The 21,495-nt window shown below is 45.6% G+C and carries 18 protein-coding genes and 3 pseudogenes; 20 read left to right on the top strand and 1 reads right to left on the bottom strand.

Going from position 1 to position 21,495, the window contains the following annotated elements:
* Nucleotides 1–144 precede the first annotated feature (144 nt).
* The gene (locus H6F98_RS29480) at nucleotides 145–1,176 is read right to left on the bottom strand and encodes a YdcF family protein (RefSeq protein WP_192222298.1); all 1,032 of its coding nucleotides are present in this window, start codon (nucleotides 1,174–1,176) and stop codon (nucleotides 145–147) included.
* Between the two features lie 294 nt (nucleotides 1,177–1,470).
* Between H6F98_RS29480 and H6F98_RS29475 the strand changes: the two are divergent.
* From H6F98_RS29475 to H6F98_RS29385, 20 genes and pseudogenes are all read left to right on the top strand, one after another.
* Nucleotides 1,471–1,704 (top strand): annotated as a pseudogene (locus H6F98_RS29475) (UDP-glucose 4-epimerase GalE); the annotation flags it as partial.
* 208 nt (nucleotides 1,705–1,912) lie between these two features.
* The gene (locus tag H6F98_RS29470) at nucleotides 1,913–2,197 is read left to right on the top strand and encodes a hypothetical protein (protein WP_192222296.1); all 285 of its coding nucleotides are present in this window, start codon (nucleotides 1,913–1,915) and stop codon (nucleotides 2,195–2,197) included.
* A 172-nt stretch (nucleotides 2,198–2,369) separates the two neighbouring features.
* Nucleotides 2,370–2,705 (top strand): hypothetical protein, encoded by a 336-nt coding sequence (locus tag H6F98_RS29465; protein ID WP_242058760.1) that lies wholly within the window; start codon nucleotides 2,370–2,372, stop codon nucleotides 2,703–2,705.
* Nucleotides 2,706–2,872: 167 nt separating this feature from the next.
* Nucleotides 2,873–4,015 carry a glycosyltransferase gene (locus H6F98_RS29460; protein ID WP_192222294.1) on the top strand — a complete coding sequence of 381 codons (1,143 nt, stop codon included), beginning with the start codon at nucleotides 2,873–2,875 and terminating at the stop codon, nucleotides 4,013–4,015.
* A gap of 94 nt (nucleotides 4,016–4,109) precedes the next feature.
* Nucleotides 4,110–4,841 (top strand): sugar transferase, encoded by a 732-nt coding sequence (locus tag H6F98_RS29455; protein ID WP_192222293.1) that lies wholly within the window; start codon nucleotides 4,110–4,112, stop codon nucleotides 4,839–4,841.
* 377 nt (nucleotides 4,842–5,218) lie between these two features.
* A complete protein-coding gene (gene gmd / locus H6F98_RS29450; RefSeq protein ID WP_192222292.1) occupies nucleotides 5,219–6,298 on the top strand; it encodes a GDP-mannose 4,6-dehydratase in 1,080 nt (359 codons plus the stop codon).
* A gap of 108 nt (nucleotides 6,299–6,406) precedes the next feature.
* Nucleotides 6,407–7,351 carry a GDP-L-fucose synthase gene (locus H6F98_RS29445; protein ID WP_192222291.1) on the top strand — a complete coding sequence of 315 codons (945 nt, stop codon included), beginning with the start codon at nucleotides 6,407–6,409 and terminating at the stop codon, nucleotides 7,349–7,351.
* 224 nt (nucleotides 7,352–7,575) lie between these two features.
* The gene (gene tatA / locus H6F98_RS29440; RefSeq protein WP_192222290.1) at nucleotides 7,576–7,752 is read left to right on the top strand and encodes a twin-arginine translocase TatA/TatE family subunit; all 177 of its coding nucleotides are present in this window, start codon (nucleotides 7,576–7,578) and stop codon (nucleotides 7,750–7,752) included.
* Between the two features lie 182 nt (nucleotides 7,753–7,934).
* Complete coding sequence (locus H6F98_RS29435) at nucleotides 7,935–9,680, top strand: ABC transporter ATP-binding protein (protein WP_192222289.1); 1,746 nt, start codon at nucleotides 7,935–7,937, stop codon at nucleotides 9,678–9,680.
* A 252-nt stretch (nucleotides 9,681–9,932) separates the two neighbouring features.
* On the top strand, nucleotides 9,933–10,358 hold the full coding sequence (locus tag H6F98_RS29430; protein ID WP_192222288.1) for a gamma-glutamylcyclotransferase: 426 nt from the start codon (nucleotides 9,933–9,935) through the stop codon (nucleotides 10,356–10,358).
* A gap of 388 nt (nucleotides 10,359–10,746) precedes the next feature.
* Nucleotides 10,747–10,989 (top strand): annotated as a pseudogene (locus H6F98_RS34715) (IS1 family transposase); the annotation flags it as partial.
* 996 nt (nucleotides 10,990–11,985) lie between these two features.
* A complete protein-coding gene (locus H6F98_RS29425; protein WP_192222287.1) occupies nucleotides 11,986–13,188 on the top strand; it encodes an ABC transporter ATP-binding protein in 1,203 nt (400 codons plus the stop codon).
* Nucleotides 13,189–13,224: 36 nt separating this feature from the next.
* A complete protein-coding gene (locus H6F98_RS29420) occupies nucleotides 13,225–14,547 on the top strand; it encodes a PotD/PotF family extracellular solute-binding protein (RefSeq protein ID WP_192222286.1) in 1,323 nt (440 codons plus the stop codon).
* A gap of 211 nt (nucleotides 14,548–14,758) precedes the next feature.
* Nucleotides 14,759–15,616, top strand: a complete 858-nt coding sequence (locus H6F98_RS29415; protein WP_192222285.1) for an ABC transporter permease — start codon at nucleotides 14,759–14,761, stop codon at nucleotides 15,614–15,616.
* 102 nt (nucleotides 15,617–15,718) lie between these two features.
* A complete protein-coding gene (locus H6F98_RS29410) occupies nucleotides 15,719–16,546 on the top strand; it encodes an ABC transporter permease (protein ID WP_192222284.1) in 828 nt (275 codons plus the stop codon).
* A gap of 8 nt (nucleotides 16,547–16,554) precedes the next feature.
* Nucleotides 16,555–16,788, top strand: a pseudogene (locus tag H6F98_RS29405) (amino acid ABC transporter ATP-binding protein); the annotation flags it as partial.
* 327 nt (nucleotides 16,789–17,115) lie between these two features.
* Nucleotides 17,116–18,003 carry an ABC transporter permease gene (locus H6F98_RS29400; RefSeq protein WP_192222283.1) on the top strand — a complete coding sequence of 296 codons (888 nt, stop codon included), beginning with the start codon at nucleotides 17,116–17,118 and terminating at the stop codon, nucleotides 18,001–18,003.
* Between the two features lie 8 nt (nucleotides 18,004–18,011).
* Nucleotides 18,012–18,917 (top strand): ABC transporter permease, encoded by a 906-nt coding sequence (locus H6F98_RS29395; protein WP_192222340.1) that lies wholly within the window; start codon nucleotides 18,012–18,014, stop codon nucleotides 18,915–18,917.
* A 27-nt stretch (nucleotides 18,918–18,944) separates the two neighbouring features.
* Nucleotides 18,945–20,033, top strand: a complete 1,089-nt coding sequence (locus H6F98_RS29390) for a PotD/PotF family extracellular solute-binding protein (RefSeq protein WP_192222282.1) — start codon at nucleotides 18,945–18,947, stop codon at nucleotides 20,031–20,033.
* A 108-nt stretch (nucleotides 20,034–20,141) separates the two neighbouring features.
* Nucleotides 20,142–21,317, top strand: a complete 1,176-nt coding sequence (locus tag H6F98_RS29385; protein WP_192222281.1) for an ABC transporter ATP-binding protein — start codon at nucleotides 20,142–20,144, stop codon at nucleotides 21,315–21,317.
* The last annotated feature ends 178 nt before the right edge of the window (nucleotides 21,318–21,495 follow it).

Here is a 21,495-nt window from a genome sequence, read left to right as displayed (position 1 = left end):
GTCCAACCCTCAAGCCAGTCGTCTTTGTAGAAATTTAGTGTGCATGATTATCCGTAAGTTTTTCAATCGAGTCGCTTGTGAGGTACTCCTTTCCCCAGCCTTAAATATTTATGGGGAAGGGAGTAAATATGATTGCTTAGCGAGTTAAATGATTACCGGCGCTAGCCAGCCTCGTAAGTAGTAATAAAGCGAGGTCAGAAACTCCTCAACGATGCGTGTAGTAACGGTGAGTGCTTCAACAGTGGGGAGGAACGATTCGATCCGAAGGCGTAATCTCGGTGTTGCCCCAGCCTGAAATCCTACAAAGTCCGTAGGTCGAGAAATTACGTTGATTCCGACATCCGCAAAGGTTAGCCTCGCACGGCGGCTATTGAGTCCAGAGGTAACCAGGAGGACACGGCTGTTGCCGAGTTGCCGACTTCTTAAAATATTGTTTACCTCTATAGCACTGCTACGCAGATCTATCCCTCTGGGTTCAACCACAATCTGTTCACGGGGAACGCCTAGTTGCGTCAGTAAGGTGGCAATATCATTAGCCTCAGTTGTCTGGTCTTGATTGCCTTGCAAATCCGCTCTAGGACCAGCGCTAACAATTACTAGAGGTCGGGTACCTGCGGCAACCTGTTCCCGATAAAGCTGAGCGGCGTAAAGAATGCGATCGCCTGTATCGGTTAGCTGAATTTGTGTGCGGTAGGGTAGATTAGCTTGGGTTGTTCCCCGTCCTAGCACCACAATCGCCCCAACAGGAGCGGTTCCTGTCGGTGTCACATCAGCCGGACACACCCCCTGGCAAAGCTCTTGGCGTCGTTGCTCAGCTTGAATTGCTCCGAGTTCAGTCCGTTGAGCCAGCTGATTCGCCAAGATTGGGGTACTAGAAACTAGCAAAATCAGTAGCGCTGCCGAAACCAGATTCCTCGATTTGCCAAGTCCTTGGCGTAAGGCAATGATCAATAGCAAAATAGAAGCTCCAACGGGCTTCAGGGGAAATGCGAGAATGTTCCATGCTGCTGATACCAACCTATCGTTGGGAAAGAAAAACGCTAGCACGATGATTGCAAACAGAAATAACCCCCCAATCAGGGTAAGATACGCTCTAGGGATTACTTTCAGCAGCAGTTGGTAAAGAATAACTGTCAGCAGCAGCCACAGCAGTACTTGGGTAAGTAGTAGGAACATCGTTAAGAACCAGTGAGTGGTGAGTTGGTGGTCGTTGGTTGTTAATTGTCAGTCTGACCACTCAAAATAACAACTAACAATTAGTAGCTGGTAGTACCGTCGTTTCGGTGACGCCTGATCTCCCTAAACTAGGATTTGAATCGCTATTACACGGGCATTATACTCGCCATTGGAGCAATAATTGTCTATAAAATCAGCGTGGGTGCGTCAGGCTAGTCAATTGCTTCATGTCTTGTTACTTCCTGTCCCTGTGACTGTGCTTGATTATGAAGTTTTTCTAGGCAGGCTATATTGTTTAACTTAGGCAATGGCAACGGCTTCTGTGTTCGGCAAGTGATCGAAACGGCACGGCAAGTCACCAATCGGGACATCAACATCGTAGAATGCGATCGCCGCCCCGGAGACCCCCCGCTTTGGGTTGGCAGTTGCGACAAGGCACAAAAAATCCTTGGCTGGTATCCTCAATACTCAGACCTCAGTAAAATTATCAGCAATGCTTGGCATTGGCATCAACGGTGTCATCAATAAAGTCATTCGGGACAAGATGGATACCGTTTCGGCTCACGTTGTACCGTTGACTTTTCTCTCATAGACATGGCAATATGCCACTTTTCACACAAGAAGCGATTGTTGAGTTATTTTGCTTTTGGATCAGAAAAAATTGCCGGTGAATAGACACGCTCAGACAGGAGAGGCTCAAAGCAATTCAACTCCTACAAACAAGGAGGAACTTGGCGTGGAAACCCGAATCAATCGCTTGGAGTCAATTGTTGAACAAATTGGAGAGGCAGTCCTGGCAACTACTGAGACGATTGATCGTTTGGCTGACCGTGTGGATGCCCTTGCGATTCAGGTGCAGCACCAAGGGCACCAAGTTCAACAACAGGGCTATCAGCTCTTTGCTTTAAGTGACGCGGTGCAAACGCTTGCAGAAACTCAACATGATTCTCTCCAGCAACTGGGTCAACTAACAGAAACTTTGCAACGCATTGCTGCTGCACTCGAAGCAACACAAAAGTAAAGCTTTCAAGCACAGAGAAAATATGCTAGGACAACGAGAGTGCCCAAAATTCATTAGGAGAGCATTAATGCATTTTCCGAAGCGGTACTTCGTCCTTTTTTCTTTAACTACCGCCATCAGCTTGTGGACTGTTAGCTGCACCCAGAGCAAAGTCTCTGAGTGTAAAAAGATTATGGAGGTTGCCAACAGGGCTGTTAGTGAAGCGAAATCCGTCACTAAGGGTGAAAAGGCGAATGACCCTAAATCTGTCATGCAAGCCGCTGATGCCATGGAAAAAGCTTCTCGTGCCATGGAAGCCATCGATGTTAAGGACGAAAAACTCCAAGACTATCAAGCTGGTTTTATTAATGTCTATCGCGATACCAGCAAAGCGACACGCAACTTCATCGCCGCTTCACAAAAGAATGACCGTTCAGCAGCTGAAGCGGCTCGGCTTGGTGTGCAACAAGCCACGACCTTGGAAAAACAGATTGTCGCGGACTTTAACACCTACTGCTCCGGTAGCTAGACCTTCGCGGCGAAAGTTTTTGTTTTAGCTCTCAGCTTTAGGAGAGTAAAGGCTTGGTACTTAGAGCCTTGAGTTTTATTTTCAAAACCGAAAGCTGACCACTAAAAGCTGAGAGCCACCTGCCTCAGCTTGCGGTAAGCTCTTAGTCTGACAAGCATTATGGGTAAATGTCCTTGAAGTATGCCCTAGTTCATGAATGGTTGACACCCAAAGCAACTGGCGGGTCAGAACTAGTAGTTCAAGAAATCTTAAAGCATGTTGATGCCGATCTTTATGCCTTGATTGATTTTGAATCTACTAACCCCCAGAGTTATCTGTTTGGGCGTTCGATTGGCACCACATTTTTGCAACACTTACCCAATGCCTATAATGGGGTCCAAAAATATCTCCCACTACTCCCTCTAGCAATTGAACAGCTGGACTTACGCGAGTATGATGTCATCCTCTCTTCTTCCCACGCTGTCGCTAAAGGAATCCTAACCACACCGCAACAGCCCCATATCTGCTACTGCCACACCCCCATGCGCTACGCCTGGGATTTGACATTTGATTATCTCCGTAGTAGTCGCCTAGGCCGTGGTGTTCAAGGCTTTCTCACGCGGTATTTGCTGCATCGGCTACGTCAGTGGGATGTGCTTTCAGCCAACCGAGTGGATTACTTTATTGCTAACTCCCACCATACCGCACGTCGCATCTGGCGCTGCTACCGCCGTCAAGCTGAAGTCATTTACCCGCCAGTCAATATTGAACGCTTTCCCTTTCAGGCTCAAAAAGAAGATTTTTATCTCACGGTTTCCCGGCTAGTCAGTTATAAGAAAGTTTCGTTGATTGTCGAAGCCTTCAATCAACTAGAACGCCCACTCGTTGTGATTGGGGAGGGACCAGAGTTGGACACAATTCGTAATCTGGCACGACCAAATGTAAAAGTGCTGGGATTTCAGCCAGACTCGGTGGTTGAGCAGTATTTAGCTAAAGCCAAAGCTTTTGTGTACGCTGCAATTGAAGATTTTGGCATTGCTCTTGTGGAAGCTCAAGCCTGTGGAACGCCAGTTATTGCTTATGGCGCTGGTGGTGCGCTGGAAACGGTGCGGGATATTCGGCAACATTCAGACCGTGCAACGGGTCTATTTTTTCTAACTCAGAGTGCAGCAGCGTTAATCGAAGCCGTAAAAACCTTTGAGGAGTCAAAAGGAGTGTTTAGTCCCGAAATGAGCCGATTAAGCGCTGCTGAATTTGCCCCAAACGTTTTTAGCGATCGCTATTTGAGTTTTCTGGAGCAGTGCCAAGAGGACTTTCAATCTCGACTTTGAACTAACAAATTCGTGTTTCCAGGGCGAAGAACACCTTAGCAAGCGTCTTCTGGCTTTATGATCATGACGGTGTGGTGTGAAGTGAAGGAGTAAGATGACTGCCGAAAGCCAACTTATCTCCGTCAAGATGTTGAGAACGTTCGTGAAGCGAGGATTTCAGCCACTCGCGGCGCGAAACAGACAACGAGGTCTATCTCAACATCGCTTAGACGGAGATCTCGCCAAGCGGCTGTTTGATGTCATATTTTCGCTATTGGTTCTGATTTTGTTTTTGCCGATTTACCTGATACTTGCCCTGCTGATTGCGCTCAGTTCACCTGGACCAATTTTCTATGTCCAAGAACGTGTCGGGAAAGATTACAAGGCTTTTGGTTGTATAAAATTCAGAACAATGGTAGAAAATGCCGATGAGATATTAGACGATATTATGGCAACATCCCCGCACTTGCGTAATGAGTTTGAGGATAATTTCAAGCTTAAGCAAGACCCTCGGATTACTGCCATTGGAAAATTTCTACGGATTACTAGCCTAGATGAGTTTCCTCAATTTTGGAATGTTTTGAAAGGAGATATGAGTGTTGTTGGTCCTCGACCGTTAGTACCAGAGGAACTATCAAAGTACGGTTGTCATATGGACAAAGTTCTGAAAATTCGACCAGGTCTTACTGGCTTATGGCAAGTTTCAGGGCGTAATGACATTCCTTATGAGCGTCGGGTTCAGATTGACGTTTACTATGTTAACTTCCGGAGTTTTTGGCTGGATTTATGGGTGATAGTGAGAACTCTTGGTGTAATCATTGCTCCCAAAAATAATGGCGCGTACTGAGGGAGATACCAGGAATGTTCAGGCATTCTATAAATGGCGGATAGCTTTGCTTGTTGGGAAGATCGGGGATAGGATGACGGGAGAATGTGTTGCAGGAACTTGCTGGATCTGCCGCTTCCCTGCCAACTATCTCCTCATTAGTTTGTCTAAATGTTTAAATGTAGACCCACCTATCCATTTATCCCTTATTCTTGGTGTTCCGTAGAGTTCGCTAAAACCAACAGCATAAGTTATGCTATTGCACACTTCGCAATGGGAGAATTTTAAGTAAATTTAAAGTTAATTGATTTAGCTCCCAACTACTCTAGTTGGAGTATCGATTCAACAAAGCAAGCAGTTGTCGTGGGTGCCCACATTTGTCACAGGAAGATTTTTAGATGACGCAACGAAAGAAAGCGCTGATCACCGGCATCACAGGACAAGACGGTTCCTATTTGAGTGAGTTGTTGCTGGAGAAAGATTATGAGGTTCACGGAATCATTCGGCGGACTTCCACGTTTAACACCGACCGAATCGATCACATCTATGTAGACCCTCACAATGAAAATGCACGGTTATTTCTCCACTACGGTGACTTGACCGATGGTGTTACCCTGCGCCGGATTTTAGAGGAAGTTAAGCCAGTAGAGATTTACAACCTCGGCGCTCAATCCCATGTGCGTGTGAGTTTTGACTCACCAGAATATACTGTTGATTCTGTGGGAATGGGAACGCTACGCCTGTTGGAAGCGATTCGAGACTATCGCCAGCGCACTGGCATTAATGTGCGTTTCTATCAGGCGGGTTCTTCTGAGATGTTTGGCAAGGTACAGGATGTACCACAAAAGGAAACCACTCCGTTTTATCCAAGGAGTCCCTACGCTTGTGCAAAGGTTTATGCTCACTGGCAAACCGTGAATTATCGCGAGTCCTATGGGATGTTTGCTTCTAATGGGATACTGTTTAACCACGAATCGCCACGTCGGGGGGAAACCTTTGTTACGCGGAAAATCACGAGAGCGATCGCCCGGATTGTAGCAGGTCAGCAGAAAAAAATCTATCTCGGCAATCTGGACTCAAAGCGAGACTGGGGTTACGCTAAAGACTACGTCAAGGCGATGTGGCTGATGCTACAGCAAGATGAGCCGGATGATTACGTTGTCGCTACAGGCGAAACGCATTCGATTCAGGAATTCCTGGATATTTCCTTTAACTGCGTCAATCTGGATTGGCACGACTATGTGGAATTTGACAAACGCTATCTCCGTCCCGCTGAAGTGGATTTACTGATTGGTGACCCGACCAAGGCACGTCAGAAGCTTGGTTGGGAACCTTCCATAACATTTGAGCAATTAGTCGCCTTAATGGTGGAAGCGGACTTGCGAGCGCTGGGTTTGCCTTGGCTCAATGGCGAAGCTTCACAGCTAATGAGTGATAACGCTTATATTCGTCAGAGTGTGGGCAGTATGGTTGATTAAAGTACGTGAGGGGGCTTGCAGCAAGTCCGTTCGCAAAAAGTAACACTATCGAATTGCGACTGATTGAAGAGAAAAATTCAGCAGTGCTAGGCAAGGATGGCAACAGCAATGGCAAGTTTAGATTTGAGTAACAAAAGAATTCTTGTCACAGGTGGGGCAGGATTTCTAGGGCGTCAAGTAGTGGCGCAACTGTGTCAAGCTGGGGCAAAGCTAGACAAGATTAGCGTACCGCGATCGCATGACTATGACCTCCGTTCCCTAGAAAAGTGCCAACAAGCTGTTGAACAGCAGGATGTTGTCATTCACTTAGCCGCGCACGTTGGAGGTATAGGACTAAATCAAGAAAAACCTGCTGAACTGTTCTACGATAATCTGATGATGGGAACACAGCTAATTCATGCTGCTTATCAAGCGGGTGTGGAAAAGTTTGTGTGTATCGGCACGATCTGTGCCTATCCCAAGTTCACGCCAGTTCCATTTAAAGAAGATGACCTCTGGAATGGCTACCCAGAGGAAACCAACGCGGCATACGGAGTAGCAAAGAAAGCCCTACTCGTTCAACTCCAATCCTATCGACAACAATATGGGTTTAATGGTATCTACTTACTACCTGTGAACTTGTATGGGCCAGAAGACAACTTCGATCCCAAGAGTTCTCACGTCATCCCGGCATTGATTCGTAAGATACACGAAGCTCAGCTCATAGGAGAAAAGAAATTACCCGTGTGGGGAGACGGTAGCCCAACTCGTGAATTTCTCTACTCAACGGATGCCGCACGGGGGATTGTCATGGGGACGGCTGATTACAATGACCCAGAGCCAGTAAATTTAGGCACGGGTTATGAAATCTCTATTCGTGACCTGATCACCTTACTGTGTGAATTGATGGAATATGATGGCGAAATTGTCTGGGAAACCGATAAGCCCAACGGACAACCCCGTCGCTGTTTAGATACCGAACGGGCAAAGCAAACCTTTGGCTTCACGGCACAGGTGGATTTTCGACAAGGGCTAAAAAATACCATTGACTGGTATCGCCAAAACGCTGCCTAGTTTCTGTTTTATTCACTGTTGAGACCCTTGAGAGTTATAGCAGTAGCCACGACTGTTAGGACATTAACGGGAGCTTTCGTAACATAGCTAGAGCTGATTTGACCCAAAGCTGACCGCTGAAAGCTGACTGCTGATTGCTATAACTGTTAACAAAGTTAGTTTCTCACTCTCGGTAGCCCTCTCCTGTCTATAGTTAGTGAAGGAGAATTTATAGGAAATTTATTATGTTTGGTTTAGGATGGCCCGAAGTCGGAATTATTGCGATCATAGCGTTGATCATTTTTGGTCCTAAGAAAATTCCAGAAGTGGGCAGCGCTTTGGGAAAAACTCTCAGAGGCTTTAAGGAAGAGATCAATAAGCCGACATCTGAGCAAGAGGATACAGATCAAGATCGCTCATAACGATTAGGACTTTTCCGAAAATAAGTTCGGGGTTTTTCACGGGGAATCACTACGGCGTCTAACAAGTTGAGTGGATTACTGAAGCCAGAGCAACATAACCACAACACTTAGGTAATCCCACTTTTTGTGCAGGGAGCCAGGACTAGCCATCATCTACAATCGAAAATTGTTAGATTTGTAACATGGCTAACTCGCGTCTGCAAAAACTGCTAGCTTATCTGCGCCCTCACTGGCAGCAAGCTACACTAGGCATCGTTGCTCTACTAATTGTTAATGGAATCGGAGTTTATATCCCTCTACTAATTAGGGATAGCATTGACGAGTTGCGTCAAGCCGTCAGCTTTGACTACATCTGGCGCTTTGTGTTGCTTATCCTGATTCTCTCAAGCGTAATGTGGGTGATTCGGATGGCATCGCGCATTCTGCTGTTTGGATTGGGGCGTCAGGTGGAGTTTGACCTGAAGCAGAAAATTTTTCAACACTTGCTGACGCTGGAGCCATCCTATTTTTCTACCAATACAGCTGGGGATTTAATCAACCGCGCTACCAGTGATGTTGATAATATTCGGCGTTTGCTGGGGTTTGCTGTATTGAGTCTGGCAAACACAGTATTTGCCTATGCTCTAACACTGCCAGTGATGATGTCGATTAGCTTACGGCTAACCGTATTGGCGATCGCAGTTTATCCGTTCATGTTGATTACTGTCCAGCTATTTAGTGAAAATCTACGCAACCAACAGCTAACGGTTCAGGAAGAACTCTCAAGCTTGAGTGAACTGATTCAGGAAGATATGAGTGGCATCTCCCTGATTAAGATATATGCTCAGGAGCAAAACGAGCGCCGTGCTTTTCGACAGCTCAATGGACAGCTTTTGGGAGCAAATCTTAAGCTAGCAAGAACACGGAACATCTTGTTCCCTGTGATTGAAGCTCTTGCTTATGTCAGCTTGCTAGCGCTGCTGTGGGTTGGTTCTGGCTCGATCGCGTCTGGAGCAATTAGTATTGGGGACTTTATTGCGCTGGTTCTCTACGCTGAACGTTTAGTTTTCCCAACGGCGCTTCTCGGTTTCACGATTACTGCTTATCAACGGGGTGAAGTGAGTGTTGATCGTGTCGAATCAATTCTCATGGTCAAGCCACGGATTGCCGATGCTCCCGATGCGATTAGTCTACCTGAACCTGTGAAAGGTCAGCTTAAGGCGGTTAACCTAACTTACACTTTTCCTGGTTCAAAAACTCCAGCCCTTAAAGAGGTAACCTTCACGATTAATGCAGGTGAAACCGTAGCAATTGTGGGAGCAATTGGTTCAGGAAAATCTACGCTTGCCAATGCCTTACCCCGTCTGCTGGATATTGAGCCTCATCAGCTATTTTTAGATGGGCAGGATATTACAAAATTGCGCTTGCCTGACTTACGAAAAGCGATCGCTTATGTTCCTCAAGATAGCTTTCTCTTTAGTACCAGCATCAAAAACAATATCCGCTACGGTAATCCTTTAAGCGAACAGCCGGAAGTCGAACAGGCTGCTAAACAAGCGCAAATCCAGTCAGAAATTCTCAACTTTCCTCAACAATACGAGACAATCGTCGGTGAACGGGGAATTACCCTCTCTGGTGGACAGAGACAAAGAACGGCTTTAGCTAGAGCCTTGTTAATGGATGCACCTGTGCTGATTCTTGATGACGCTCTTTCGAGTGTTGATAATCAAACAGCGACTCAGATTTTGGAAAATCTCTCCCAAGGCGTTCAGCGCAAAACTGTAATTTTTATCTCTCATCAACTCTCGGCGGCGGCTACCGCTGACCGGATATTTGTTATGGAAGCCGGTCAAATTGTTCAAACAGGTACTCATGCTGAGCTTCTACAACAGCCGGGTTTGTATCACTCACTTTGGAATCAGCATCATCTCGAAGAAATACTCCGTTGACACTCCCCGTGCCAAAGCTGCGGGGATTCTTGATTCAATTAGGTAAACTCCAATTTCCAGTCATTGTGGCACTCCTTCTTCAGTGGTTGGAATCAAAAAGGTGTAGTCAGTGGCTTGCTTGTATACACTAAATACTGTATACAAGATACAGAATACAAATGAAATCCAGCTTTAGCGGTAATTCAACTGTATACGAAAGCACAATTCTGCCTTCAACCTATTTATCTGCGTTACAGAGGAGTTAGAGACACTATGAGTCAAACAGAGATCACAACCACACGAGTATTCATCTGTGGTTCTGCCCTTCGGGGTCAACCTGACCACGGCAACCTTGGGGAAGCTAAGTTCATCAGAGAAGCCAAAACGCGCCCACTTTATCGCTTACACGCAGCAGAAAATGGTTGGCACCCGGCAATTTACCAAGTAGCTGAGGGCGGTATTTCTATTCCAGGGGAAGTGTATGAACTGAGTTTAGAACAGTTTGAACACCTTGCGGCAACAGAGCCACCCCATATGTATGCCAGTGATGTCGTCCTAGAGGATGGAGAAGTAGTGACGGCTTTTCTGTATCCCCGTGAGTTAGTTGAGAAGTACAACTGGGTTGATATTTCTCACTACGGTGGATGGGCAGCTTACAAAGCGGGTAGTGTAGCCAATGCATCACTCTCATTAAATTAAGGGGAATGGCACTGACTTAAGCGAACAGTAATCATTCGTTGGAAAAACCTAGATTGGGGGACGTTGCCCCGCAAACCCCCCACTGGACAATGCTATTAAATTAAGGCGATCGCATCACGGCGACAGAACGATAAATCAAGGGTTTCAGCTTCTGAAATTGCCTTATTTCCGGCTTAGCTTAATAGCCTTGTGATTTGCTTCTGTATACAGAATGCAGTATGCGTAATTCAGTATCTGACAGTTGCGGAGGGAATTCAGAACTTTACACTTCCTGATTGTCCGTTTAGCTTCGTTAATTCAATTAAGTCACTCGTCTGACAAGCTTTCAGTTGCAGCTATCACGACAGTTTTAGCGAAGAACGCTATAGTCTCAAAGAACTGAAAAGAAATGAAATGCCCCAGATGTGGATCAAAGCAAATCCGAAAAAATGGTCATCGTTCTGGTAAACAAAATTATCTTTGTAAAAACTGTAGTCGTCAATTTGTAGAATCCTATTCTCTCAAGGGGTATTCTGATGATGTCAAGCAAATTTGCTTGAGAATGTATTACAACGGGTTAGGATTCCGTGAGATTGAGAGGTTCACTGGCATTAGCCATAATACAATCATCAATTGGGTTAGGCAAGCAGAATAATCGACTGATGACTCTGAATTTAATGAAATAAAAGAAGATGCAAAAACCGATGAATTAAGAGAATGCTTTAAAAGCCTCCCTTGCTACCAAAGTGCTTTTTGGGATGAAATAAAATCAATAAAAGAAAGATGGCTGCTTACTAGTCCCAAAGCTAGCAGGTGAGCCTCTTGATTCACCGCTATTATGCAACTCATGTACGGTTACATACTCTGAATTTCTGCCAAATGGCTGATTTCTCTCTGCATAATTACTGAAATTGCGGCAAACAGACATTAATTGTTTAGCCGCTTCATTATCCCGTTAAAACTGTTAGTTTCTTTGAATTAATTGCTGCTTACTAGGAATTAAATGGTCTCTAGCCGCTTGGACTGCGTTTCCGGGAAAAACCGACACACTGAACTGGCTGAGTGCAAGAATGCAGACAGCAGAGGGCAAACGGTAGGAAAGCTTGTACAGTAAGCTTTTTAACCTTTTTTAACTGGATAGTTGTTTCCGTGAGGCTGTACTTAGGAGTATATAGAAACCTCGGTAGCTATTTCCATAAATTAAAAAATTTCAAAGTTAGGAATTGTTGACAAATAGTTTTGACACCTTTTCATAATTTACCTTGCACAATCTAAGGATGCATCATACAGACCAATGTGTTTCACCCACATGTTGAAGTTAACCGAACCATGAATGCTATCAAAATCATCTCTTGATTGTGCGATCGCAAATCTCTACGTGTAGTTCATCAATCAGTCTCTCATCAAAGTGTAAACATGAATACAAAAGTGTTTTCTATCGCAAGCTATACCGAGTGTACAAACTTAAATTAAGTTTCCACAATACTTGCTGAGTTTTGCACTCGCCACTTCTGCTGAGAGCTGTAAGGAATCAAGCGGAACTCTTCCATAACCCCCAGAGATAGCAAGACGGCTCAGACCCATTGTAGGAGCTGAGGAGCCTAGCTTTTGTGTGTCCATATCTACACTTATTTAAATAAAACAAGCCATGACAATCGGAACTGGAAAAAACTCCATCAGGGCTAATACAACTCATCAACAAGCTCTTAGTGCCACTCAAGAAGCCTTGGCTAATGCGGCGGCAGGTGTTTCGCTACGGTCAGTCACCAAGAAGTATGGTCCGGTAACAGCAGTAGAGAACATCACGTTGGATATTCCAGCAGGCTATTACTGCTGTTTGCTAGGTCCTAGCGGATGCGGAAAAACCACGCTGCTGCGGATGATTGCAGGACACGAAGAGATTACTAGTGGTGATATTCTCATTGGCGCTCGCCGTGTCAATGACATCCCTGCTGCTAAACGAAACACCTCAATGATGTTTCAAAGTTATGCACTCTTTCCCCACATGAGTGTTTGGCAAAATGTGGAATTCGGTCTAGAGATGCAGCAAGTACCAACTAGCGATCGCCGCACTCGTGTCGGTGAAATGTTGGAGATGGTGGGATTGAGCCATCTAGCAGATCGTAAATCGAGTCAGTTGAGCGGTGGACAGCAACAGCGAATTGCACTGGCGCGATCGCTAGTCACTCGTCCTCAAGTGCTGATGTTGGATGAACCCTTAAGCGCCCTCGATGAAAACTTGCGGGTACAGATGCGGACGGAACTGCGCCGCATTCAAAAGCAATTTGGCATGACGTTTATCCAAGTGACTCACCACGTTGAAGAAGCGTTCTCCCTCTCCGATATGGTTGTGGTGATGAGTCATGGTCATCTCGATCAGGTGGCAACCCCATCTGAGATGTTCAAAACACCAGCCTCGCAATTTGTTGCCAAGTTCATGGGCGATAACAACATCTTCCAAGGCAAGGTGAGACACTATGCACCGGATTCCAACAAACTCGATTTGATTGAGCTAGAGGTTGAGGGCATTGGCTCCCTGTACTGCCGAGGACAAGCAGCTCCCATTGGATCGACAGCAGCCTGTTGCGTTCGCCCAGATTTAATGAAAATGGAGTCCTATTCCCCCGATCCAACAATTAAGCCGAGTCATCTAGCAAACCATATTTCGGCTCGCATCGTATCGATTGAGATGACAGGTTATGTCACGCGAGTTTGCCTATTAGAGGAGAAGACGGGGAAAGAGCTACTCTACAAAGTCCGTACCACAGATTGGGAAGAAGACCCCTATTCTGAAGGGCAACTCGTTACGTTGCGTTGGTCAGAAGGCAATTGCGTGTTCTTACCGCACTAAAGAAAGTCAAAAGTTAAAAGTCAAAAATTACTTTCTATGACTAGAATCAGTCGGCGAAACTTCGTCAGGGGTGGACTGGCGGTTGGGGCTGCGATCGCTACAACTCGATGTGCCTCTCCCCAAGCACAAGCTCCTCTCGGAACTCCCAACAACCCTGCTCGTGGACCTGAATTTAACGCTAACAAGATTAAAGATGTAACCTTGCGCTTTATCGGGACAGGCGTTGCTCAGGTGAATGAAATCCGTACACAAGCGGAGAAGGATTTGGGCTTTAAGCTCCGGATGCGGGCTTTGAGTACAGCAGAGAATATTCAGATAGCTGTAACCCAACCCAAGCAATACGACATCTTTGATGGTGAATTCTTCAGCTTGCCGTTGGTGATTCCCTCCGGTAATCTTCAGGGAATTGATGTCAACAAACTCAAGGACTTTGACAAAATTACGCCCATCTTCACTACGGGAGAACTGCGTCCAGGCGCTAGGGTAAATACCTCTCAAGGAACGGCTCCCCGTAAAGTGCTGTTTGTCAAGGATCAGAATTCAACCGAGTTTGCCGCGCAGCCAACCAACTGGGCAACCTTGATTCCCTACCAATATGGTGCTGATACGTTGGGATACCGTCCTGATTTGGTAGGTAGAAAAATTGAATCTTGGGCAGAACTATTTAATCCTGAATTCAAGGGCAAAACATCACTTCTAGACATTCCCTCCATTGGGATTATGGATGCGGCAATGGTGATGGAAGCGCAGGGGTTGATGACATTCAGCGATAAGGGCAATATGACCCGTGAAGAACTCAACAAGGTCACTCAACTCTTGATCCAGCAAAAGCAAGACGGTCAGTTTCGGGCTTTCTGGAAAACCTTTGATGAGTCCGTTAACTTCATGTCATCAGGAGAGGTGATACTGCAATCGATGTGGTCGCCTGCTGTTACCGCCGTGAAGGGTAGGGGATTGCCCTGCATCTATGCCGCGTTAAAGGAAGGCTATCGAGGTTGGGGTGGTGGGTTGGGTCTGTCCAAAAACCTCTCTGGCATTCAATTGGATGCTGCTTATGAGTATCTTAACTGGACACTAAGCGGTTGGCTGGGTAGTTTCTTGAGTCGGCAAGGTTACTACAGCGCCGCACCTGAAAGTGCCAGAAAGCTCATGAAGCCTGAAGAGTGGGACTTCTGGTATGACGGGAAAGCGGCAGCGATCGACATGATCGATCCATTTGGCAAGACGATTGAACCCAAAGGTGCCGTGCGAGATGGCGGCTCTTTTAATGAACGGGTTGGCAACATCGTTTGCTGGAACTCATTTATGCAAGAGCAAGAATATCTCGTCTACAAATGGACAGAGTTCATTGTGGCGTAACGATGTCGTACATCCAATCGCTGTAGGGGTAAGGCATTCAGGTGATCGATTTCCGGCAGACCCCCGACTTCTGAATTAGATTTATCCCCTAGCCATCAAGGTTTCAACAAAGAAGTCGGGGGTCTGAGTTGTCTTTTCATACTTCTAATCGGCAATGTAAAATGCTTCGCCTCTGCCGTTAGCAAACAATTTAATCTGTAGAACTCTTCCAATGTTGAACCCATCGAAAGATCTCCGAACGTATTTTCTCGTCGCGCCACAAACGCTTGTCTTTCTATTCGGCTTAGTGCTACCAATTGCAGTAATCTTGGTCGTCAGCTTTTGGGAATTCAATGGCATCGCTAGCATTCCCGCGTTTACGCTAAAAAACTACATCGGCATCTTCACCTCTCCGGTTTATCTGAAAACCTACGCCAACACGATCAGATTTGCTGCAATTGTGTGGTTCGTATGTGTGCTGATTAGTTATCCGGTAGCTTACTATCTTGCCTTTCATATTAAAAGTGCCAAGTGGCAAACCATTTTATTTTTGGTTTGTACCGTTCCCTTCCTTACCTCCAACATCATTCGGCTGATTTCTTGGGTTCCCTTCTTGGGACGAGAAGGATTGATTAACCAGGCACTGATGGCACTACATCTGACGAATAAGCCAATTGAGATATTCTTGTTCTCTGATTTTGCCGTGGTGCTAGCGATGGTGCATCTCTACTGTCTGTTTATGGTTGCCCCAATCTTTAATAGCATGATGAAGATTGATCGGGCATTGGTTTCAGCGGCAGAGGATTTGGGTGCATCAGCGTTTGAGATCCAAAAACGCATCATTCTGCCCTTATCTGCTCCGGGAATTGCGATCGGTTCTATCTTTGTTGTGACATTGGTTATGGGAGAGTTTGCCACGATGCGACTGATGAGTGGTGGCAAATCATCCTCTGTTGGATATCTCATCAAGAATCAAATTGACAGCTTGCAGTATCCCGCTGCCGCCGCTAATGCTGTCGTTCTTCTGATTCTCACCCTCTTAATTGTGTTTGCGATGCTGCGGGTTGTTGATATCCGTAAGCAGATCTAAGCTGTTTCACATTCATTTTTCACATAGCCAGTAGCCAACAATCTTGCAACTAAATTACCCATTTTTGACTTTTAACTTTGACTTTTGACTTTCTAAAGAATCATGGCAGAGAAAAAGCGTTCTACTTCATCTATTCTCCTCACAGCTTTCTTCGGTCTATTTGTTCTATTCCTCTACGGACCAATGTTTGCTGTTTTCCTCCTGTCGCTCCAAGGGCCAGAAGGACAGTTAACTTTTCCGATGCGAGGATTCAGTTTTCATTGGATTGGAGCCGTGTTTGGAGAGCAACGGGTTGGTAGTTTTGTCACAGCATTTCAGCGCTCGTTTACGTTAGGGCTGATTATTATGCTGGTTACTGTTGTTTTCAGCGTGATGGCAGGACTAGCCTTCCGGAAGCAATTTAGAGGGTCGAACATAGTGTTCTACCTGACTATTTCTAGCTTGATTGTTCCTAGTATCCTCGTTTCGTTAGGGATTGGGATTGTCTTCAGTGTCCTCAATCTACCCGCTCAGTGGTATTCCTCTGCACTTCTAGGACATTTAACCTGGACGTTACCATTTGCTTTCCTGATTATGCTCGGTATTTTTGGTCGCTTTAATCCATCCTATGAGGAAGCTGCTCGTGATTTAGGCGCTAGCGATCGCACTACTTTCTGGCGTATTGTCTTTCCTCTAATTGCCTCTAGTGTGATTGGTGTTGGGTTACTTGGCTTTACCCTCTCCTACGATGAATTTACCCGGACTTCGTTGATTTCTGGAGAAAACAACACCCTGCCCCTAGAAATTTTTGGCATGACAACCAACGTAACTACCCCTGCGCTCTATGCATTGGGTACGATTACGACTATTTTTTCTTTCCTGTTGATTGGCATTGCTCTGTTCACCATGCAGCAACTTGCTAAGCGCCAGGGACAACCACGGAAAGGATAAAGTAAGACTCTGCCCTTGACTCAGAAATGGTGCGAGAAGTGCTAGATGTAATGCGATCACTAGCTGAGTCTGGTATGACAATGGTTTATGTTACCCACGAAGTCGGTTTTGCCCATGAGGTTGCCGATCGCGTCATCTTCCTGGCAGAGGGACAGATGATTGCAGACACAACACCTGATGAGTTTTTCAACAACCCAAAAGGCGATCGCATTAAAAAGTTTTTGTCACAAATTTTGCACTAATAAAAGGCTCGTATACTTGGTTTGTCAACGTCTAACAAGCGCCTATTAGGGAAGCGTTAAAGGAGAACCGGAGTTCAAAGTCTCCCACGTCCAGGTTCTTCCAACCAACCAGCACTTTTAACGACCAATCTCAACGACACCGCGCTAATTCTAAGAATTATTGCGACAACACCCAAAGCCAGAAAAGAAATTAAGGTATGGTGATGCAGGCAACATTTTGAGGGTGCCGCACAAGTTTTAATACACTTCAGTCAAAAAAAATTGACGCTTAGAATACCGACGGCCTCATAACTAAACGTGCCGTCTCTTGTCCCAAACAAATGAGCAATGACCATTTGGCAGCAACAGCAACAGCAACCCACCTCAACGATTGAGACTCGTAAGCGCACAAATCTATTCGTTTTCCTATTTCCCGCAACCGCGTGGCTGCTGCTGTTTTTCATCCTGCCTTTACTCATTGTGCTGCTGTACAGCTTCCTAGAACGTGGCACCTATGGCGGCATCACTTGGGAATTCACCCTTCGGAACTATCAGCGCGTCACAAGTGAACTGTATTTAGGTGTAGTCTGGCGCTCAATATGGCTTGCCTTAATCACCACCATTGCTTGCTTGCTGATTGGCTACCCGTTAGCCTTCTTCATCGCCACGAGTTCATCCCGTTGGCGCAATGCCTTACTATTACTCGTCATTATTCCTTTCTGGACTAACTTCCTGGTGCGTACCTACGCCTGGATTGTTCTGCTGCGTACCGAAGGTGTTTTCAACGTTGCCCTCCAAAGTACGCAACTGATTGACGAACCACTCACTCTCCTCTTTACACCCTTTGCCGTTACCGTTGGCTTAATTTACGGCTACCTCCCCTTCATGATTCTGCCCTTGTACGCCACAATGGAGCGCTTTAACTTCTCGTTAGTCGAAGCTGCACAGGACTTAGGAGCAAATGACTTGCGTACCTTTTTTCGTGTAGTCTTGCCCTTAACAATGCGGGGAGTTATCGCGGGTTCGTTGCTTGTTTTTATCCCAGCAGTGGGCGCTTTCATTACACCCGATATTCTTGGTGGCGCAAAAACGTTGATGGTAGGAAACCTTATCCAAAATCAGTTTCTCAAAGCGCGTAACTGGCCTTTTGGTTCGGCGCTTTCGATGTTGCTAATGGCAGTTGTGTTAGTTCCAGTGCTGATTTACTTCCGGACATCTGAGGAGGTGAAATCCTGATGGCAATTATGGCAACAGGTAAGGGTGGAGAGGTAAGAGAGGAGAGGCAAAAAATAAAAACTGATTTACTAATTCGTTCGCTTGGGAGACAGGGGCTAAAGCTAGTCTCCTTGTTAGGGTTTGCCTTCCTCTACCTGCCCATTTTCATCTTAGTGATTTACTCCTTCAATACTTCCCGGTTCAATGCCGTTTGGCGAGGCTTCACCTTGGACTGGTATCGCAGCTTATTACAGGGAGTATCAGACGGAACTGCCAGTATTAGCGATGTCTTGATTTGGGATGCATTAAATAATAGTCTGCTAGTTGCCGCGATTTCTACGATATTGGCAACAATTTTCGGCACAATGATTGCACTGGCATTGGAACGCTTTCGGTTTCCAGGACGTGCGGCTGTGGAAGCATTACTGTTTCTGCCAATCATCATTCCTGAAATCACGATGGGCATTTCTTTACTCGTCTTCTTTAGCTTAGTATTTCAGCTAATAGAGAATTTAACGGGTATTCGTTTAGTATTGGGCTTGCCTACGGTAATTATTGGTCATGTAGCCTTTAATATTTCATTTGTTGCAATTACAGTGAGAGCGCGGCTAGCTGATTTAAATCCAGCCATAGAAGAGGCGGCAATGGATTTAGGAGCGAATGAATGGCGGACGCTGTGGCGCATCACCCTACCTCTGATTTGGCCAGGTATTTTTAGCGCGGCACTGCTTGCCTTTACTCTATCTTTGGACGACTTTGTCGTAACCTTCTTTACATCTGGTGTAGGGTCAACCACTCTACCGCTTTTTGTCTACGGAATGATTAAATTTTCAGTAACACCAGCGATTAACGCCATTTCTACTTTAATGTTGTTGGCTTCTATGCTACTGGTTGTGTCCTCGCTGGTTGTTGGACAACGAGAGCGTTTGGGATAACACAATATTCTTACTCTTGGAATAACTATGAGAAAACGATTACTTCTTTTCCTATCCTTATTTTTACTTGCCGTCTTGTTACCACTCGGTTGTAGTGGTAATCGCCCAACTGTTTCAGAAATGGGGAGTGAAAATGCGAATAATGTCCTCAATGTCTATAATTGGACGACTTACATCGCAGAGGACGCTATTACCGAATTTGAGAAAAAGTTCGGGGCAAAAGTCAAGTACGACACCTTCGAGAGTAATGATGCTCTCTACGCTAAACTTAAGCCTGGAAATCCTGGTTATGACGTGGTTTTTCCAAGTGACTATATGGTGACAACCATGAGGGCGGAAGGGTTGCTAGAAGAACTAAATTTAGACAATATCCCGAACATCAAGAACGTTGATTCTAAGTTTCTGAATCCCCCTTACGATCCAGGTAACAAATTTAGTCTGCCTTACCAGTGGGGGACGATGGGAATTGGCTACAACATCAAGGCAACAAAGGGTGAGATAAATAGCTGGGGGCAAATGTTTGACCCGAAGTTTAAGGGCAGAGTCGCGCTGCAAGATGAGATGCGCGTTACCTTGGGTGGGATTTTAATGTATCTCGGCTACGACCCGAACACAACAAACCAGGATGAACTCAATAAAGCGCGGGATTTTTTAATCAAGAATAAAGATGCGATCGCATCTTTTTCTCCGGATACAGGTCAAGCATTACTCGATCAAGGCGAGGTCGATCTCACCCTTGAGTATAGCGGTGATATTTTCCAGTTAATGAAAGAAAACAAAGATATCCGCTACGCAATTCCCAAAGAAGGAACAATTGTCTGGACTGACACCATGGCAATTCCCAAAGGTGCGCCAAATAAAGAACTTGCTGAAAAATTTATCAACTTCATCCTTGAACCAGAAATTGGGTCAAAAATCTCTAACTTTATCCAATATGGGACACCAAATAAAGCGGCAATAGATAAGGGCTTAATCGAGAAAAAAAACTTAGAAAATCCTTCAATATATCCAAAACAGGATGTATTTTCTAAGCTTAAATACATCCAAGATATCGGTGAAGCAACGCAGTTCTATGACGAAGCTTGGACAGAAGTGAAAGTTGGCATTGGTAAGTAATCTGTTCAATAAACACTCTTTGGTAACCCGTTCGTAGGGGCGCACAGCCGTGCGCCCTTAAAATTTATCTGTAACTTAACCAACATTCCTCTAACGACAACGAAGCCAATGGAATCTTATGCAGTCGAATTAAAAAACGTTTCCAAAGTATTTAAAGGCTCACAAAACAAAGACTTCCAAGCTGTAGATAACATCAATCTCCAAATTGCTGAAGGAGAATTTTTTTCCTTACTTGGGCCGTCTGGTTGTGGCAAGACAACAACATTGCGGATGATTGCTGGCTTCGAGATACCAACCTCTGGCGAAATCTACATCCACGGCTTACCGATGCAGAATCGCCCACCATTTCATCGTCCAGTCAACACCGTATTCCAGAACTATGCTCTATTTCCCCATCTTACGGTGACTCAAAATGTCGCCTTTGGGCTAGAAATGGAAAATGTGCCACGAAAAGAAATTCAGCGACGGGTGGCAGAGGCTTTGGCACAGGTACAACTTACAGGTATGGAAAAGCGCTATCCGCGCCAGTTATCGGGTGGACAGCAGCAGCGAGTTGCCTTGGCACGCGCCTTAGTCAAACAGCCAGCCGTACTACTTTTTGACGAACCTTTAGGTGCTTTGGACTTGAAGCTGCGAAAAGAAATGCAGCTAGAACTTAAGCACATGCAGCAACGCTTGGGGGTAACATTTATCTACGTCACCCATGACCAAGAAGAAGCGCTAACGATGTCTGATCGAATTGCTGTGATGAATCAAGGTCAGGTGCTACAGGTGGGAACACCAATGGAAATCTACGAAGACCCAACGTCTCGCTTTGTCGCGGATTTCATTGGTGAGACAAACTTTCTTACAGGTCGTGTCATCCAGCAGCTTGCTTCTGAAGTTGTGGTATTGGTGGATGAACAGTTACCCGTGTCTGTCGCTTGTACAGATGAGCTTCCAGTGGGTAAAGTTGTCACCTTGGTTATACGTCCAGAAAAAGCAGAAATTCAGCCGTCAGGCTACTCAGACGAGCCTTGTTTGCTAGGAACGCTGGAAGAAGCAGTCTACATTGGCACGGATACACGTTATGTTATCCGCCTGACTGAACAAAGCTCAATAGTTGTCCGTACACAGAACTTGCACCGCCGCAATCTGCACCGCTATGCTTCCGGTGAAATGGTACAAGTGTTGGTGTCGCCAGATAGCATTCGCATTTTGGACGAGGATATGTCAGCTTATGAGGGATATGCTCGTCAAATGGTGAAGGAGAGAGAGCCGAAGAATACTACCGCCTCAGTTTAGGGTGTTGCCTACTGAATTTGCCTATACCAAACTGGTAGGAGCCTATCCCACAAAAAGCTCTGCTTTTGCAATATGTACATGAGATGATTGTCAATTTAGTGGCGATCGCTTTTTGCATAACCCATACACTTTGCCTAAACGTGTTCTCCTCATCACGAAGTAGGTGAGACAAAAAAAA

This window comes from Microcoleus sp. FACHB-SPT15 (genome assembly GCF_014849525.1).
GTDB lineage: Bacteria > Cyanobacteriota > Cyanobacteriia > Cyanobacteriales > Coleofasciculaceae > Symplocastrum > Symplocastrum torsivum.
This window is presented reverse-complemented; position numbering and strand designations above follow the sequence as displayed.